Origin of the sequence: Pseudomonas mendocina (assembly GCF_003008615.1) — a bacterium.
Lineage (GTDB): Bacteria > Pseudomonadota > Gammaproteobacteria > Pseudomonadales > Pseudomonadaceae > Aquipseudomonas > Aquipseudomonas mendocina_C.
On the sequence record NZ_CP027657.1, the window covers coordinates 4961902 to 4979944 of the forward strand.

The following is an 18043-nucleotide window of genomic DNA, read 5'->3' on the forward strand; positions in this document are numbered from 1 at the left end:
CGTCAGAGCAAAGCTGGGCCTTTTGTGGCAAGGGTTATGCCATTGTGGCGAGTTTCCGCCAGCCTGCTCGCGGCGGTAAAAAGGCTGTGATCTGGCTCACAGAGGGTGGCGGATATCCGCCACTTATGTGCTGTGCAAGAGCGGAAAATTGCCGGTTGCTCGTACGCTGGATGTGCTAGAGAGCCTGTTATCCTGCAGACCTCGTTGCCATCAGGAGTCAGACGATGAGTTGGTCCGTTCAGCAATACAGGCTGTTCGAGCGTCAGCGCACCCGACCGGTGTACGACCTGCTTGCTTCAGTGCCGAATCACGGAATCGACCTGGCCGTGGATCTGGGCTGTGGCCCAGGCAACTCCACGCAGGTGCTGCAAGAGCATGTGCCGGCGGCACGCGTGCTTGGCCTCGATAATAGTGAGGACATGGTGCGCGCGGCTCGCGAGCGTTTGCCGAAAATTCGCTTCGATCTGGCGGATATCCAGCACTGGCGCGCCAGCGAAGCTCCGCAACTGATTCTGGCCAACGCCTCGCTGCAGTGGTTGCCGGATCATGCCCGGCTTTATCCGCACCTGCTCGCGCAGTTGGCTGTGGGGGGCTGGCTGGCGATCCAGACGCCGGACAATCTGCAGGAACCAGCCCATCGCCTGGCGCGCGACGTGGCAGCCGATGGGCCATGGGCGGCGCGCATCGGTGAAGTAAGCCACCCGCAGCGACATAGCGCGCAGGCCTACTACGACATCCTGGGCCCGCACTGCAGCGAGCTGGATATCTGGCGCACCACCTACTTCCATGTGCTCGACGATGCGGCAGCGGTGGTGGAGTGGTTCAAGTCGACGGCGCTGCGGCCGTTCCTGCAACCGCTGGATGCCGAGCAGCAGGCTGCGTTTCTCGAGCGTTACCTGGCCGCCGTCAGTGAAGCCTATCCGGCGCAGGCCGATGGCCGTGTGCTGTTGCCATTCCCGCGTCTGTTCCTCGTGGCCCGGCGCTAGGTCATAAACGCTCGCGGCTAAAGCCCCCTCCCACAGTTTCAGTGTGACTTGTGGGAGGGGCTTTAGCCGCGATAATCACGCACCATGAAAAAGCCCCGCATCTGCGGGGCTTTTCGTTTACTGCGCCAGGGCGACCAGGCCGGCCTGTTGCACCAGTTCCAGCAGCGGCTGCGGGTAGACGCCGAGGAAGAAGGCGAGCAGGGCGACCACCAGCAGCATGATGCCGCCGGCACGCTGGCCCCAGTCGAACGGTGCATCGTGGCGATGCAGGTTGGGTTCGCGCATGAACAGGGTAACCATCACGCGCAGGTAGTAGAACACGCCAATGGCGCTACCCAGCACCATGGCACCGAGCAGCCACCACAGTTGCGCTTCGACACCCGCGGCGATCACGTAGAACTTTCCGATGAAGCCGGCAGTCAGCGGGATGCCGGCCAGCGACAGCATCATCACCGTCAGCACGGCGGTCAGGTACGGACGGCGCCAGAACAGGCCGCGGTACTCGTACAGCGCATCGGCATCGCGGCCGCTGTACGGCGTGGACATCAGGGTGATCACGCCGAACGCACCGAGGCTGGTCAGTACATAGGTGGCCAGGTAGACGCCGATGGCTTCCACGGCCAGGCCTTTGCTGGCTACCAACGCCACCAGCAGGTAACCGAAGTGGGCGATGGAGGAATAGCCAAGCAGACGCTTGAGGTTGTTCTGCAGCAGCGCCAGCAGGTTACCGAAGAGGATAGAGGCCACAGCCAGCAGCGTCAGCAGCTCGTTCAGCCAGCCGCCAGCGGTCGCCGGGGAGATCTGGTACAGCCGCAGCAGCACGGCGAATACGGCGATCTTGCTGGCGGTGGCGAGGAACGCCGCCACCGGTGCCGGAGCGCCTTCGTAGACATCTGGCGTCCACAGGTGGAAGGGTACCAGCGACAGCTTGAAGGCCAGGCCGATCAGCATCATGCCGATGCCGATTTCCACGATCAGGCTGCTGCCATTGGCCAGGCTCGCGCCGATTTCGGTAAAGGCCAGGCTGCCGGACTCCGCATAGAGCAGGGCCATGCCGAACAGCAGGAACGCCGAACCGGCGGCCGACAGCACCATGTACTTGATACCGGCTTCCAGTGAGCGCTTGTTGAAAAAGGCGTAACCGATCATGCCGTAAGTCGGTACCGACAGCAGTTCCAGGCCAATGAACAGTCCGGCCAGGTTCTGCGCGCTGACCAGCACCAGGCCGCCGGCGGCCGAGAGCAGGATCAGCAGGTACATTTCCTCGCGGTTGCCCGGATAGCCCTTGCCAGAGTCAGCGCCCAGATAGGCATGGATCAGGGTGACGCAGGCCAGGGTCGAGGCCAGCACCAGGGCCATGTAATAGCCGGCGAAGCTGTCGACCAGCAGCAGCGGGGTGACCTGGATTGGTGCCACGCCCATGGCCGGGATCAGTGACAGCAAGGCCAGGTTCAGGCCGATGACCGAGAGAATGAACGTCAGGGCGTGATTGCGTTTGGCGGCGACGGCCAGCATCACCACCAGCACGGTCACACTGGTGACCACCAGCGGCAACAGGGCGATCAGGTGTTGGGTCGTGAATTCCACAGCGTGATGTTCCATAAGGCTACCGAGCCGAAGCGAGTTGAGTGAGGGCGCCCGCGATCCACTGCTGCACGCCTTGCATGCTGGCAGCGGAGGTGTCTAGCACCGGTTGCGGGTAAACGCCGAGCAGAATCAGCAGCACGCCAAGGCCAAGCACCATGCTCAGCTCGCGCGCCTTGAGTCCTGGCAGCGCCGCTTCGTTCTTCACCGGGCCGAAGTAAGCGCGGTGGATCATTGCCAGTGCATACACCGAGCCCAGCACCAGGCCGGTTGCGGCCAGTACCACGACCCACGGCGCACTCGGGAAACTGCCGAGCAGAATCAGGAACTCACCGACGAAGTTACCGGTACCCGGCAGCCCCAGGGCGGCAGCAGCGAAAAAAAGACTGATGGCTGGCAACCAGGGCATGCGCGCCCAGATGCCGCCCATTTCGCGCAGGTCGCGGGTGTGGATGCGCTCGTACAACTGGCCGCAGAGGATGAACAGCGCTGCGGCGGACAGGCCGTGGGCGACCATCTGCACGACCGCGCCCTGCAGGGCGATCAGGCTGCCGGAGTAGATCGCGATCAGCACGAAGCCCATGTGCGACACGCTGGAGTAAGCCACCAGGCGCTTGATGTCGGTCTGTGCGAACGACAGCAGGGCGCCATAGACGATGGCGAATACGCCAAGCCACTGAGCGATCGGCGCGAACTCGGCCGAGGCATTGGGGAACAGCGGCAGGGCGAAGCGCATCAGGCCGTAAGCCGCGGTTTTCAGCAGGATACCGGCCAGATCCACCGAGCCGGCGGTGGGCGCCTGGGCGTGCGCGTCCGGTAGCCAGGAGTGCACCGGCACCACCGGGAACTTCACCGCGAAGGCGATGAAGAAGCCGAGCATCAGCAGGTATTCGGTGCCGGGTGCCAGTTCGGTCTTCAGCAGGTCGGCATAGTTGAAGGTCAGCAGGCCGGTCTGATTGAAGTGCACGAACACCAGGGCGAGGATCGACAGCAGCATCAGCAGGCCGCTGGCCTGAGTGAAGATGAAGAACTTGGTGGCGGCGGTGATGCGGGTCTTGCCGTCGCTGCCGCTATGACCCCAGAGCGCGATGAGGAAGTACATCGGCACCAGCATCATTTCCCAGAAGAAGAAGAACAGGAACAGGTCGACCGCGAGGAACACGCCGACCACGCCACCGAGAATCCACATCAGGTTGAGGTGGAAGAAGCCGACGCGGTTCTGGATCTCGTTCCACGAGCAGAGTACCGAGAGCACACCGAGCAGGCCGGTGAGCACCACCATGAGGATCGACAGACCGTCCATCGCCAGGTGGATGGTGATACCCAGACGCGGTATCCAGTCCACCACGAATTCGTGGGCCCAGCGCGGATCGCTGCCGGGTGCAGGAGCCAGACCGAAGTCGCCGGTCAGCCACAGCCACAGGCTCAAGCCGAACAGCAGGCCCATGGTGATCAGGGCGATCCAGCGCGGCAGCACATTGCCGAAGCGTTCAAGCTGCCAGCAGAGCAGGCCGCCGATGAAGGGAATCAGGATTAGCCAGGGCAGAATCATGACAGGCTGCGTTCCTTAGCTCAGAAAGAGGATGACGGCGAGTACCAGCACTGCGCCGGCCGCTATGGATACGGCGTACCAGCGGGTCTGGCCGGTCTGGCTGCTCGACAGCAGGGCGTTGCCACCACGCGCCAGCAGTGGCACTGCACGCAGACCACGGTCGATCGGGTCGCGGCGCAGCAGGCGGCACAGCAGCAGGTAGGGCTGCACGAAAAGTTTGTCGTAGAGCCAGTCGAAGCCCCAGGCGGCGAACCACCAGGCCGACAGGAAGCGGCCCGGGGCGCTCTGCGCAACTGCCGTGGCGAAACTGCGCTTGCCTAGGAACAGCAGCGCCGCCAGGAGGATACCGGCCAGGGCGATGCAGCCCGAGACGATCTCCAGGCTGTGCTTGGCCTCGCCACCGGCATGGCCAACGCTCTGCGGCAGCACGCCGGCCAGCGGCGGAGTGATCCAGGCGCCGATGAAGGTCGACAGCACGATCAGCACCATCAGCGGCAGGTTGTGGGCGATGCCATGACCTGCGTGAGCCTCGGTCTTCTGCTCGCCGTGGAAGGCGATGAAGATCAGGCGGAAGGTGTAGATCGAGGTCAGGAAGGCGCCGGCCAGACCGGCATAGAGCAGGCCGCTGTTACCACTGGCGAAGGCTTCCCAGAGAATCTCGTCCTTGGAGTAGAAACCGGCGGTCAGCAGCGGCAGCGCAGCCAGAGCGGCGCCACCGACGATGAAGCTGGCGTAAGCCAGCGGCAGTTTCTTCCACAGGCCACCCATCCTGAAGATGTTCTGCTCGTGGTGGCAGGCATGGATCACTGCACCGGAGGCGAGGAACAGCAGCGCCTTGAAGAAGGCGTGGGTCATCAGGTGGAAGATCGCCGCGTCCCAGGCGCCGACGCCCAGGGCCAGGAACATGTAGCCGATCTGGCTCATGGTCGAGTAGGCGAGGATGCGCTTGATATCGGTCTGCACCAGCGCGGCGAAGCCGGCCAGTACCAGGGTCACGCCGCCGACGACGCCGACCAGGTGGAGAATCTCCGGGGTCAGCAGGAACAGGCCATGGGTACGGGCGATCAGGTAGACGCCCGCAGTGACCATGGTCGCTGCGTGGATCAGCGCCGACACCGGGGTCGGGCCGGCCATCGCGTCGGCCAGCCAGGTCTGCAGCGGCAACTGGGCGGATTTGCCCACCGCGCCGCCGAGCAGCATCAGCGTGGCGACCCACAGCCAGGTGTCACCGGCCACGTATTTCTGCGGTGCCAGCACCATCAGCTCCTGGATGTTCAGGGTGCCGAGGTTGAGGAACAGCAGGAACAGGCCAATCATCAGGAACACATCGCCGACGCGGGTGACGATGAACGCCTTGAGCGCGGCGTTACCGTTGGGCACGTGCTTGTAGTAGAAGCCGATCAGCAGGTACGAGCACAGGCCCACGCCTTCCCAGCCGAAGAACAGCACCAGCAGGTTGTCGCCCAGTACCAGCAGCAACATGCTGAAGATGAACAGGTTGGTATAGGCGAAGAAGCGCGAATAGCCTTCCTCACCACGCATGTACCAGCTGGCGAACAGATGGATCAGGAAGCCAACGCCAGTGACCACGCCGAGCATGGTCACGGCCAGTCCGTCCAGGTACAGGGTGAAGCTCGGCGCGAGGCCGTCGACGTTCATCCACTGCCACAGGGTCAGGCTGTAAGAGCCACCTGCTGGTGGGTTGCCAAGGAACTGGAAGATGGTCACCGCCGCGCTGGCAGCGGCCAGGCCGATGGAGCCGACGCCGATCACCGCGCTGGTGTTTTCCGAGAGTCGCCCGCGCGAGAAGGCCAGCAGGAACCAGCCAAGCAGCGGGAAGAATAGAGTCAGGGCTAGAAGATTCATCCGCGCATCTCGCTGGCAGCGTCGATATCGAGGGTATTGAAGCGGCGATACAGCTGCAGCAGGATCGCCAGGCCGATACTGGCCTCGGCGGCTGCCAGGGTGATCACCATGATGAACATCACCTGGCCGTCAGGCTGGCCCCAGCGGGCCCCGGCCACAACGAAGGCGAGGGCGGCGGCGTTCATCATCACTTCCAGGCTCATCAATACGAAGAGAATGTTGCGGCGCACCATCAGGCCGATCAGGCCGATGCTGAACAGGGCAGCGGCCAGTGCCAGGCCGTGCTCCATGGGGATGCCGGTCATAGGGTTGGCTCCTTGGCGTCGTGGCGGCCCAGGTGGAAGGCGGCGACCAGGGCGGCGAGCAGCAGCAGCGCGGCCAGTTCGACGGCCAGCAGGTAGGGGCCGAACAGGCTGATGCCGACGGCCTTGGCTTCGACGCTGGTGTGGCCGATGACTGCACCACTGGGCTGGATGAACAGGGCGTACAGCAGTTGCGCCAGCAGCAGCGCACTGAGAATCGCCGGGCCGAACCAGATGCCGGGCGTCAGCCATTTGCGCTCCTGAGTCACGGCCGCCGGGCCGAGGTTGAGCATCATCACCACGAACACGAACAGCACCATGATGGCGCCGGCGTAGACGATGATCTCCAGTGCGCCGGCAAAGGGAGCGCCGAGGCTGAAGAACACCATCGATACCGCCAGCAGCGAAACGATCAGATAGAGCAGGGCGTGCACCGGGTTGGTGTGGGTGACGACGCCAACCGTTGCAGCAACGGCCACCCCGGCGCAGAAGTAGAAAGCGAATTCCATCAGCAGCTCCTCAAGGCAGCAGGCTCTTCACGTTGATCGGCTCGGCCTCGTTCTGCGCGGCGCCTTTCGGCTTGCCGGCGATGGCCATACCGGCAACGCGGTAGAAGTTGTAGTCCGGGTTCTTGCCTGGGCCGCTGATCAGCAGGTCTTCCTTCTCGTACACCAGATCCTGACGCTTGAACTCGCCCATTTCGAAATCGGGGGTGAGCTGGATCGCAGTGGTCGGGCAGGCCTCCTCGCACAGGCCGCAGAAGATGCAGCGCGAGAAGTTGATGCGGAAGAACTCCGGGTACCAGCGCCCGTCGTCGGTCTCGGCCTTCTGCAGCGAGATGCAGCCGACCGGGCAGGCCACGGCGCACAGGTTGCAGGCGACGCAGCGCTCTTCGCCGTCGGGGTCACGGGTCAGGACGATGCGACCACGGTAGCGCGGCGGCAGGTAAACGGGCTCTTCCGGGTATTGCAGGGTGTCGCGCTTGCGAAAGCCATGGCTGAACACCATGGCCAGGCTGCGCAACTGGGTGGCGGTGCCAACCAGGATGCCCCAGATGTACTTGAACATTGTCATCTCTCCTTACTGGGCCGCGACCAGCACCAGGGCGCCGGTTACCAGCAGGTTGATCAGGGTCAGCGGTAGACAGAACTTCCAGCTGAACGCCATGACCTGGTCATACCGTGGGCGCGGGATCGACGCACGCAGCAGAATGAAGATCATGATGAAGAAGCAGGTCTTGATCGCGAACCAGAAGAATGGAATCTGCGGCAGGATGCCGAATGGGCCGTGCCAGCCGCCGAAGAACAGCGTCACCAGCAACGCCGAAACGGTGACGATGGCGACGTACTCGCCGACGAAGAACATGCCCCATTTCATCCCGGCGTATTCGATGTGGTAGCCGTCGGCGAGCTCTTGCTCGGCCTCCGGCTGGTCGAACGGGTGACGGTGGGTCACGGCGATGGCAGCGATGAAGAAGGTACAGAAACCGAAGAACTGCGGAATGATGAACCACAGGTTCTCGGCCTGGTAGTCGACGATATCGCGCATGTTGAACGAGCCGACCTGAGCCACCACGCCCATCAGCGCCAGGGCCAGGAACACCTCGTAGGACACCGTCTGCGCCGATGCGCGCAGGGCGCCGAGCAGGGCGAACTTGTTGTTGCTCGACCAGCCGGCGAACAGCACGGCGTACACCGACAGACCGGCCATGGCGAAGAAGAACAGGATACCGATGTTCAGATCCGCAACGCCCCAGGTCGGGGTGATGGGGATGATGGCGAAAGCCATCAACATGGCAGCGAAGGCGATCATCGGCGCCAGGGTGAAGATGAACCTGTCGGCGAACGGTGGCGTCCAGTCCTCCTTGAAGAACATCTTGATCATGTCAGCAGCGATCTGGAACATGCCGAACGGTCCGACCCGGTTCGGGCCGTAGCGATCCTGCCACCAGCCCAGCAGGCGCCGTTCGACGAAGCTCAGCAGTGCACCGCAGATCACCACCACCAGCAGGATCACGATGGCCTTGAGCACCGCGATCAGGGTTTCCATCACCTCGGGAGTCAGCCAGCTCATTGTGCGGCCTCCTGCAGGTTGGTGACGCTGGCACCCGCGAACACTGCCGGAATGCCCGACAGGCCGACCGGCAGGCCAACCACGCCGAGCGCCAGCTCTTCACGCACCTGCAGCGGCAGGCGCAGGGTCTGGCCGGCGACGGTCAGGGTGAGCAGGGCACCGTCATTGACACCGAGGCGATCGGCCTCATCCTTGGCCAGGGCCACGTATGGCTGCGGGATGCGCGTTTGCACCGGCGCGGCACGCGAGCTGTTCTCTTCGCTGCCGAACAGGTGATGCAGCGCGACAGCCTGCCAGGTGCCCTGAGCCGGATTGAACGGGGCGTTGATGGCGAACCAGGGCAGTGTTTCGCCCTTGGCTTCGATCAGGCGTACGCCCGGGTCACCGGCGCGCAGATGGCCACCGACTTCGTCCTGGAACTTGTTCCAGGCCTGCGGCGAGTTCCAGCCTGGCGACCAGGCGAATGGAATCTGCTGACGGTCTTCCTGAGTGCCGGAGTAACCTTCCATGGAGAAGGCGAAGGCGCTGTCCTGATCCTGCGGCTGACGTGGCTCGTGCACGCTGATATTGGCGCGCATGGCGGTACGGCCGCTGTAGCGGTGCGGCTCGCGTGCCAGCTTCAGGCCCTTGATACGGAACGAGGCGCTTGGCGCGGCATCCTTGATGCCGGACAGGTGCGGGTTGCTGGACGCGCAGGCTGCGGTGACCTGATCCAACTGCGTCCAGTCCACGGCCTGGCCTTGCAGAGTGCTGTGCAAGGCATGCAGCCAGCGCCAGCCTTCGCGGATGAGGATGTTGCTATCGTAGTAGCTGGGTTCATAGACCTGGAAGAAGCGCTGGGCACGGCCTTCCAGGCTGACCAGGGTGCCGTCGCCTTCGGCGAAGGACGCCACGGGCAGCAACAGATGAGCACGCTCACTGGTAGCCGTGCTCTGGTGATCGGCGACGATCACCGCTTGAGCGGCGTTCAGCGCGGCATCGACCTTGGTAGCATCGGCACGGCGGTAGAGATCGTTCTCCAGCACCACCACGGCATCGGCCTGGCCGCTGCTGAGGGCCTCCAGCGCAGCATCGACGGACTCGCCACCGAGCAGGGCCAGGCCCAGGCTGTTGGCTTCAGGAACGACCAGGCTCAGCGAGCCGTTCTTCTCACGATTCTTCAACGCGCTGGCGATGTTGGCAGCGGCTTCGATCAGCGCCTTCTCGCCCAGCGAGGCGCCGGAAACGATCAGCGGACGCTTGGCATTGATCAGAGCATCGGCGATGCGCTGCACCAGCTCGCGTGCTTCGGACTCCAGGCCTTCGACGGCCGGAGCGCTCGGGTCGATGGCGTGAGCCACGGCGAAACCGATACGGGCCAGATCTGCCGGTGCGGCATGCACGCTTTCCGAGGCCACGTCGTCGAGGCGGGTCTCGCCCACGCTGGCGATGAACAGCGGATGCAGGGCGTGCTGGGCGACGTTCTGCACGGCCGCCATGTGCCAGTCCTGGATACGGGCGCCAGCGGCGATCTCGGTAGCCTTGCCCTTGACGGCCTGACGCAGGGCCAAGGCCAGGCGTGCGGCAGTCTGGGTCAGGTCTTCACCGAGGACGAAGATGGCGTCGTGCAGTTCGACGTCGCGCAGGGTTGGCGTCGGCAGCGGGCCGTTTTGCAGCACGTCGCGAATCAGACGGATGTTTTCCAGTTCGCCTGCAGCGATGCCACTGTAGTAGTTGCCTTCACCAACCAGCTCACGCAGAGCGTAGTTGGACTCCAGGCTGGCCCGTGGCGAGCCGATGCCGATGACGCGCTTGCCCTTGAGCAGCTCGGCGGCCTTGTCCAGCGCGGCGTCGATGCTCAGTGCCTGGCCGGCCAGCAGTGGCTGACGCGGACGGTCTTCGCGGTTGACATAGCCATAGCCGAAGCGGCCACGGTCGCAGAGGAAGTACTGGTTGACCGAGCCGTTGAAGCGGTTCTCGATGCGGCGGATCTCGCCGTAGCGCTCACCGGGGCTGATGTTGCAGCCGCTGGAGCAGCCATGGCAGATGCTCGGGGCGAACTGCATGTCCCACTTGCGGTTGTAGCGCTCGGAGTGGGTCTTGTCGGTGAATACGCCGGTCGGGCAGACCTCGACCAGGTTGCCGGAGAATTCGCTTTCCAGCACACCATCCTCGACGCGGCCGAAGTACACGTTGTCATGCGCGCCGTAGACGCCCAGGTCGGTGCCGCCCGCGTAATCCTTGTAGTAGCGCACGCAGCGGTAGCAGGCGATGCAGCGGTTCATCTCGTGGGAAATGAACGGGCCGAGCTCCTGGTTCTGGTGGGTGCGTTTGGTGAAGCGGTAGCGACGGGCGTTGTGCCCGGTCATCACGGTCATGTCCTGCAGGTGGCAGTGACCGCCTTCCTCGCACACCGGACAGTCGTGCGGGTGGTTGGTCATCAGCCATTCGACGACACTGGCGCGAAATGCCTTGGATTCTTCATCGTCGATGCTGATCCAGGTGTTGTCGGTGGCAGGCGTCATGCAGGACATGACGATACGGCCGCGCGTGTCGTTCTCGTCGTTGTACTGCTTCACTGCACACTGGCGGCAGGCGCCGACGCTGCCAAGCGCCGGGTGCCAGCAGAAGTAGGGGATGTCGAGTCCGAGTGACAGACAGGCCTGTAGCAGGTTGTCCGCACCATCGACTTCGAAATCTTTGCCGTCTACGTGGATAGTGGCCATTTTCTTCAGTCTTCGTTTGCCCACCCGAAGGTGGACGGGCTAAGGGAATTCTTCTCAACGACCCGGGCCGGACGGCGTCATGCGCCCACTTGTCCGGCCGTCAGGTTCATAAGGCGTGGGCTGCCACCTTCGGTGGGATCACCTCGGCGGCGACGCCGGCCTCGAACTCTTCACGGAAATACTTGATCGCGCTGCCCAGCGGCTCTACGGCGCCTGGTGCGTGTGCGCAGAAGGTCTTGCCCGGGCCGAGAAAGTTGACCAGGCCGAGCAGGGTCTGGATGTCTTCCGCTGAACCCTGCTTGCGTTCCAGGGCGCGGAGGATCTTCACGCTCCACGGCAGGCCGTCGCGGCATGGGGTGCACCAGCCACAGGACTCACGGGCGAAGAACTCTTCCATGTTGCGCAAGAGCGAAACCATGTTGATCGAGTCGTCCACCGCCAGCGCCAGGCCGGTGCCCATGCGCGTGCCGACCTTGGCGATGCCGCCGGCGTACATCTGCGCCTCGAGATGCTCGGGTAGCAGGAAACCGGTGCCGGCGCCTCCAGGCTGCCAGCACTTGAGCGTGTAGCCGTCGCGCATGCCGCCTGCGTAGTCCTCGAACAGCTCACGGGCAGTCACGCCGAACGGCAGCTCCCACAGGCCGGGGTTCTTCACCTTGCCGGAGAAGCCCATCAGCTTGGTGCCATGGTCTTCACTGCCGGGGCGCGCCAGGCTCTTGTACCAGTCGACGCCGCCGGACACGATGGCCGGCACGTTGCACAGGGTCTCGACGTTGTTCACGCAGGTTGGCTTACCCCACACGCCGACGGCGGCGGGGAAGGGCGGCTTGGCGCGTGGGTTGGCGCGACGGCCTTCCAGCGAGTTGATCAGAGCGGTTTCTTCACCGCAGATGTAGCGGCCGGCGCCGGTGTGCACGAACAGTTCGAAATCGAAGCCGCTGCCGAGGATGTTCTTGCCGAGCAGGCCGGCGGCCTTGGCCTCGTCGATGGCGCGGTTGAGGTTGCGTGCCGCGTCGACGTATTCGCCACGTAGGAAGATATAGCCGCGATAGGCCTTGAGCGCGCGCGCCGAAATCAGCATGCCTTCCACCAGCAGGTGGGGCAGCTGTTCCATCAGCATGCGATCCTTCCAGGTGTTGGGCTCCATTTCGTCCGCATTGCACAGTAGGTAGCGGATGTTCATGGATTCGTCGGCAGGCATCAGGCCCCACTTCACGCCCGTGGGGAAGCCGGCGCCACCACGGCCCTTGAGGCCGGAGTCCTTGACCGTCTGCACGATGTCGGCCTGGGCCATTTCGCCCAGGGCCTTGCGCGCAGCAGCGTAGCCGTTCTTCTGCTGGTATTCCTCGAGCCACACCGGCTGCGCGTCGTCACGCAGTCGCCAGGTCAGCGGGTGGGTTTCTTCACCGCGTTCGATGCGGTTGGCCGGGCCAATGGAGGTCAGGGTTCTCATTGGTAATCCTCCAGCAGCTTGGCGACGCCATCGGGCTGAACGTCGCCGAAGGTGTCGTCGTCGATCATCACGGCTGGCGCCTTGTCGCAGTTACCCAGGCAGCACACCGGCAGCAGGGTGAAGCGGTTGTCGTCAGTAGTCTGGCCGAGGCCGATACCGAGTTGCTTCTGCATTTCGCTGACCACCGATTCGTGGCCGCCGACGTAGCAGGTCATGCTGTCGCAGACGCGAATGATGTGGCGACCCACCGGCTGGCGGAAGATCTGGCTGTAGAAGGTGGCCACGCCTTCGACGTCGCTGGCAGGAATGCCGAGCACTTCGCCAATGGCATCGGCGGCGCCGTCCGGCACCCAGCCGCGTTCCTTCTGCACGATCTTCAGCGCTTCGATGCTGGCCGCGCGCGGGTCTTCGTAGTGATGCATCTCGTGCTCGATGGCCGAGCGCTCGGTTTCGCTCAGGGCGAAACGGTCAGTCTGGATAAGCGTGCTCATAATCAGCGGTCCACGTCGGCCATGACGAAGTCGATACTGCCCAGGTAGGCGATCAGGTCAGCCACCATGCTGCCGCGGATCACCGAAGGAATCTGCTGCAGATGAGGGTAGCTGGGCGTACGGATACGCGTGCGGTAGCTCATGGTGCTGCCGTCGCTGGTCAGGTAATAGCTGTTGATGCCCTTGGTCGCCTCGATCATCTGGAAGCTTTCGTTGGCCGGCATGACCGGGCCCCAGGAAACCTGCAGGAAGTGGGTGATCAGGGTTTCGATGTGCTGCAGCGTGCGCTCTTTCGGCGGCGGCGTGGTCAGCGGATGATCCGCCTTGTACGGGCCTTCCGGCATGTTGCGCAGGCACTGGTCGATGATACGGATGCTCTGGCGCATCTCCTCGACACGTACCATGCAGCGGTCATAGGCATCGCCGTTGGCGGCCAGCGGCACGTCGAACTCGAAGTTCTCGTAGCCGGAGTACGGGCGCGCCTTGCGCAGGTCGAAGTCGCAACCGGTGGCGCGCAGGCCGGCACCGGTGACGCCCCATTCCAGCGCTTCCTTGGTGTTGTACTGCGCCACGCCGATGGTACGGCCCTTGAGGATGCTGTTCTTCAGTGCAGCCTTTTCGTACTCGTCGAGACGCTTGGGCAGCCAGTCGACGAATTCCTTGACCAGCTTGTCCCAACCGCGCGGCAGGTCGTGGGCGACGCCGCCAATGCGGTACCAGGCAGGGTGCAGACGGAAGCCAGTGATGGCTTCGATCACCTTGTAGGCGCGCTGGCGGTCGGTGAAGGTGAAGAACACCGGGGTCATGGCGCCGACGTCCTGGATGTAGGTACCCAGGAACAGCAGGTGGCTGGTGATGCGGAAGAACTCGGCCATCATCACGCGGATGAAGTCGACGCGCGCCGGCACCTGAATGCCAGCCAGTTTCTCCACCGACAGGACGTAGGGCAGGTTGTTCATCACCCCGCCGAGGTAGTCGATACGGTCGGTGTAGGGAATGAAGCTGTGCCAGCTCTGACGCTCGGCCATCTTCTCGGCACCACGGTGGTGGTAGCCGATTTCCGGCACGCAGTCGACGATCTCTTCACCGTCGAGCTGCAGGATGATACGGAACGCACCGTGCGCCGACGGGTGGTTGGGGCCGAGGTTGAGGAACATGTAGTCCTCGTGCTCGCCGCCGCGTTTCATGCCCCAGTCTTCCGGGTTGAAGCGCGCGGCTTCTTCCTCGAGCTGCTGCTTGGCCAAGGTCAGGCTGTAAGGGTCGAATTCGGTGGCGCGCGCCGGGTAATCCTTGCGCAGCGGGTGACCTTCCCAGGTCGGCGGCATGAGGATACGGGTCAGGTGCGGGTGCCCGGAGAAATGCACGCCATACATGTCCCAGACTTCGCGCTCGTACCAGTTGGCATTGGGCCAGATGCTGGTAACGGAAGGCAGGTTGAGGTCGCTTTCGGACAACGCCACCTTGATCATCACGTCACTATTACGCTCGAGTGACATCAGGTGGTAGAACACCGTGAAATCGGCGTTCGGCAGGCCGCGACGCTGGGTGCGCAGGCGCTCGTCGATGCCATGCAGGTCGTAGAGCATGACGTAGGGGCGCGGCAGTTGGCGCAGGAAGCGCAACACCTCGATCAGCTGATCGCGGACGACCCAGATCACCGGCATGCCGGTGCGGGTCGCCTGCAAGGTGAAGCTGCCTTCAGGGAAGCGCGATTGAAGTTCGTTGACGACATCCTGGTCGTCGGCCTTGTACGGCGGAATAGACAGAGCGGTGTCTGCAGTCATGGTCTCGGTCGCTTTCGGTCAACGTAGAGAATGAATCGGGTTTCCTTACCTGCAGGAAAAGGCGATTCAGACTTCGTCCGGGCTACGCAGGTTGGTAACGGCGATACGCTGTTCGCGGCGCTGTTCCTTTTGCGAAGGCATTTCGGCACGGTAGATGCCTTGGTCGCCAACGACCCAGGAAAGCGGGCGGCGCTCCTGTCCGATGGACTCCTGCAGCAGCATCAGGCCTTGCAGGAATGCCTCCGGGCGCGGTGGGCAGCCAGGGATGTAGACGTCGACGGGAAGGAACTTGTCCACCCCCTGGACGACCGAGTAGATGTCGTACATGCCACCCGAGTTGGCACACGAACCCATGGAAATGACCCATTTGGGCTCGAGCATCTGCTCATAGAGGCGCTGGATGATCGGCGCCATCTTGATGAAACAGGTGCCGGCAATGACCATGAAGTCAGCCTGACGGGGTGACGCACGAATGACTTCCGCGCCAAAGCGGGCGATATCGTGCGGGGCAGTGAACGCGGTGGTCATCTCCACGTAGCAGCAGGAAAGGCCAAAGTTGTATGGCCACAAGGAGTTCTTGCGCCCCCAGTTGACTGCGCCGTTAAGCACGTCTTCCAGCTTGCCCATGTAGATGTTCTTGTGAACCTGATCCTCTAGCAGCGGGTCGGAGACAATCTCCCGCTGGCCGATCGGATACTGCTCGTTGGCAGCATTCGGGTCGACCCGAGTAAGTTTGTATTGCATCGCCAAAGCCTCATTGTTTCAGCTTCGCCTGCCGCTTGCGGCGTCCCTCAGGTGCCCAATCCAGCGCACCTATCGCCGACTCGTAGACAAGACCCGCGAACAGAATGGTTATGAAAACGGTAGCACCGACCAGGCCGACCCATGCGCTTTCACGCACGGATACGGCCCAGGCGAACAGAAACAGGGCTTCGACATCGAAGATCACGAAGAGCATCGCGACCAGATAAAACTTGGCCGACAGGCGCAGCCGCGCGCTGCCGGTGGGGAGCATGCCGGACTCGAAGGGTTCGTTCTTGCTACGGCCCCACGCCTTGCTGCCGAGAAGACTGGACAGGCCAAGCATGAAGGCAATGAGTCCGCAGACTCCGAGCAGGAAAACAGCGAAAGCCCAGTCGTGAGACATGGTCGATACCGCATCAGGCATGCCGGTACTCCTTAGGTCAAGGAACGGCTTTTAATTTAGTAGTGAGTGCGACCCGGTAGGGTGCCCCGCAAAGTATGGGCGCAATTCTATGCGCCTGTGACGGTGTAAGTAAATTTTTCCGAGCAAAAAAATAACCGCTCTCCTGTGCATTTAGGGCGCTTTCTCTATTGACTTGGCGTCAACTAGCTGCGCAATAAGCCTGGCGCTAAACGCTGTCGTTCGGCTTAAGGCCTCGTGCATAGCGGGCTGCGCTGATTCGCCCGAGAGCGCCCGTTGCGCCTGGGCTGCTTCGATTATTTTGCGTGCATAAACCGGAGGGCCGCGCGGGCATAATAAAGTGTCGTACTTCTATAACTCTTTATTGGGCGGGCGAAGCGCCGCTTGCTTTTAAGGTCAGGACTAAAGCAGCAGGAAAGTTGTACTTGAGAATGATTTTTTAAATAACTGGATGTGCTTAAAAAAGTTTTGCATATCCCTAAAAGATATTTTTTAACCTGTGCTGTCCTTCTGATCTTGTACTAGCGTGCATGAAGCGCCGCCTTCCGGTGCTTTCGCTGATCAAGCAGTCCCCGATGCTTCATTGGGTCTGCGCAGTTGCCCCTGCCTGGGTATGCCGACCCTCTACACAAAAACAATAGGAGGGTTTTGCCATGCCTGTCGCCGTGTCATTGCAGCGCGCTTTGCCTGTTACTCTCATCTTGCTGCTGTCTTTGCCTGTGCAGGCGGAGCAGGGCGACTACAACTTCTGGCAGACCATGAGCAATCTGCTCTCGCCACCGAAGGCCGACAACCCGGTGACACCTGCGCAGCGCATGGGGCCTTACCCGCTTCTGGCCAATCCATCCGGGTTCAACAGTGGCTTCAACCCCGGCAACTACTACGGCTGGCAGACCATCCAGATGGCGCCACAGACCGGTGCGGTCTGCGGCAATGGCTCGCCCTACAAGTTCTTCGTCAATCGTGTGCCGAATACGCGCAACACCATCATCTATCTGGAAGGTGGCGGCGCCTGTTGGGACTACGCCAGTTGCAGCGGGCAGAGCGGTATTCGCGGTGCGCGCAATCCCGATGGTATCCCTAACGACTACATGTCGCTGCTCAACCCCGGTGCCAGCCTAGTCAGCCCCTTCGTCGTGCGCCTGCATCCCTGGACACGGGTGAAAACGCAGAACTGGAACATGGTTTACGTGCCTTATTGCACGGGAGACATCTATTCTGGTGACAAGGTAGCGGTGTATGAGGATCCTCAAGGGCAGCAACCGCCACTGGTCTGGCACCACAACGGTCTGCGTAACATGCGCGCCGTGGTCGGCTGGCTGAAGGACAACCTGCCGCGGCCAACGCAGATGTTAACCACCGGGTGCAGTGCTGGCGGTGCTGGTAGCCTGACCAACTACGCGAATATCCGCCAGGACATCGACCCGCCGCGAGCCTACCTGATCAATGACTCCGGCCCGGTTTACACGGCATTGGCTGGGGACAACCAGGCATATCCGTCCTACCCGTTGCAGACATTCATCCGTCAGGCCTGGGGGCTGGATTCGCCGCAAGGTCCGCTGCAGTACCTGCAGGCTCGACTGCCCGGCTTCAATCGCAATGACCTGGGTAGCCTGTATCCGGCGCTGTCGAGCAATCTGCCGGGGGATCGGATGGGGCATACCCATTTCTGGCAGGATCTGAACTACTCGTCTTATTCCTACGAGCGCTTCTATCCGGAGATCGTCAATGCGCCGAATCAGGCCACCAAGGAGGCATTGATCAAGCAGCGCTGGGCAGCCGATACCACGCGGCTGCGTAGTCAGCTGGCCAGCCTGAGCAATGTCGGTGGCTATTTCCCGCAGTTCCGTAACGTCAACGAAAGCCACTGCACCAGCATCATCGAGTTCGCCAATGCTGATATCCAGGAGCAGAACCTGCAGCTGGATCATTTCGTCAGTAGCGTGCTCGAGGGCAGTGGCCAGGTGCTGGATGCATCGGAAAGCAGTGATGTCGCGGATCGCAACAAACCGTTCAACCTGCTGTATTACTTGCTGGATCAAGCGCTCTGAGGGTGTCAGCCGGGTCGAGTGAGTCGATCCG

General features: G+C 62.6%; 15 protein-coding genes. 2 read left to right on the forward strand and 13 right to left on the reverse strand.

The genetic code is table 11. From position 1 onward, the window contains the following. Positions 1 to 224 precede the first annotated feature (224 nt). Entirely contained in the window at positions 225 to 986 is a 762-nt protein-coding gene (tam, locus tag C7A17_RS22935; RefSeq protein WP_106740949.1) for a trans-aconitate 2-methyltransferase, read from the forward strand. A gap of 117 nt (positions 987 to 1103) precedes the next feature. Here tam and nuoN read toward each other — a convergent pair whose 3' ends face one another. From nuoN to C7A17_RS23000, 13 genes are all read right to left on the reverse strand, one after another. Continuing rightward, complete coding sequence (nuoN, locus tag C7A17_RS22940; RefSeq protein ID WP_199796363.1) at positions 1104 to 2573, reverse strand: NADH-quinone oxidoreductase subunit NuoN; 1470 nt, start codon at positions 2571 to 2573, stop codon at positions 1104 to 1106. Between the two features lie 19 nt (positions 2574 to 2592). Beyond that, entirely contained in the window at positions 2593 to 4122 is a 1530-nt protein-coding gene (nuoM, locus tag C7A17_RS22945; protein ID WP_106740954.1) for an NADH-quinone oxidoreductase subunit M, read from the reverse strand. A gap of 15 nt (positions 4123 to 4137) precedes the next feature. Continuing rightward, complete coding sequence (gene nuoL, locus C7A17_RS22950; protein ID WP_106740957.1) at positions 4138 to 5988, reverse strand: NADH-quinone oxidoreductase subunit L; 1851 nt, start codon at positions 5986 to 5988, stop codon at positions 4138 to 4140. Beyond that, positions 5985 to 6293 carry an NADH-quinone oxidoreductase subunit NuoK gene (gene nuoK / locus C7A17_RS22955; RefSeq protein WP_106740960.1) on the reverse strand — a complete coding sequence of 103 codons (309 nt, stop codon included), beginning with the start codon at positions 6291 to 6293 and terminating at the stop codon, positions 5985 to 5987. The genes nuoL and nuoK overlap by 4 nt, the downstream gene beginning before the upstream one ends. After that, on the reverse strand, positions 6290 to 6799 hold the full coding sequence (nuoJ, locus tag C7A17_RS22960) for an NADH-quinone oxidoreductase subunit J (RefSeq protein ID WP_106740962.1): 510 nt from the start codon (positions 6797 to 6799) through the stop codon (positions 6290 to 6292). The genes nuoK and nuoJ overlap by 4 nt, the downstream gene beginning before the upstream one ends. Before the next feature lie 10 nt (positions 6800 to 6809). After that, positions 6810 to 7358, reverse strand: coding sequence for an NADH-quinone oxidoreductase subunit NuoI (nuoI, locus tag C7A17_RS22965; protein WP_106740964.1), 549 nt, complete (start codon positions 7356 to 7358; stop codon positions 6810 to 6812). A gap of 12 nt (positions 7359 to 7370) precedes the next feature. Further along, positions 7371 to 8363, reverse strand: a complete 993-nt coding sequence (nuoH, locus tag C7A17_RS22970) for an NADH-quinone oxidoreductase subunit NuoH (RefSeq protein WP_106740966.1) — start codon at positions 8361 to 8363, stop codon at positions 7371 to 7373. Then, positions 8360 to 11068, reverse strand: coding sequence for an NADH-quinone oxidoreductase subunit NuoG (nuoG, locus tag C7A17_RS22975; protein WP_106740969.1), 2709 nt, complete (start codon positions 11066 to 11068; stop codon positions 8360 to 8362). Before nuoG ends, nuoH begins: the two co-directional genes overlap by 4 nt. 106 nt (positions 11069 to 11174) lie before the next feature. Further along, a complete protein-coding gene (gene nuoF / locus C7A17_RS22980) occupies positions 11175 to 12521 on the reverse strand; it encodes an NADH-quinone oxidoreductase subunit NuoF (RefSeq protein ID WP_106740971.1) in 1347 nt (448 codons plus the stop codon). Beyond that, positions 12518 to 13018, reverse strand: a complete 501-nt coding sequence (nuoE, locus tag C7A17_RS22985) for an NADH-quinone oxidoreductase subunit NuoE (RefSeq protein WP_106740973.1) — start codon at positions 13016 to 13018, stop codon at positions 12518 to 12520. The genes nuoF and nuoE overlap by 4 nt, the downstream gene beginning before the upstream one ends. Then, positions 13015 to 14796: an NADH-quinone oxidoreductase subunit C/D gene (gene nuoC, locus C7A17_RS22990; protein WP_106740976.1), complete on the reverse strand. Its 1782-nt coding sequence runs from the start codon at positions 14794 to 14796 to the stop codon at positions 13015 to 13017. The genes nuoE and nuoC overlap by 4 nt, the downstream gene beginning before the upstream one ends. Before the next feature lie 66 nt (positions 14797 to 14862). Further along, a complete protein-coding gene (locus tag C7A17_RS22995; RefSeq protein WP_106740978.1) occupies positions 14863 to 15540 on the reverse strand; it encodes a NuoB/complex I 20 kDa subunit family protein in 678 nt (225 codons plus the stop codon). 10 nt (positions 15541 to 15550) lie between these two features. Continuing rightward, positions 15551 to 15964 (reverse strand): NADH-quinone oxidoreductase subunit A, encoded by a 414-nt coding sequence (locus tag C7A17_RS23000; RefSeq protein ID WP_106740980.1) that lies wholly within the window; start codon positions 15962 to 15964, stop codon positions 15551 to 15553. A gap of 650 nt (positions 15965 to 16614) precedes the next feature. Here C7A17_RS23000 and C7A17_RS23005 point away from each other — a divergent pair. Continuing rightward, positions 16615 to 18012, forward strand: coding sequence for a pectin acetylesterase-family hydrolase (locus C7A17_RS23005; protein ID WP_106740982.1), 1398 nt, complete (start codon positions 16615 to 16617; stop codon positions 18010 to 18012). Positions 18013 to 18043 lie beyond the last annotated feature (31 nt).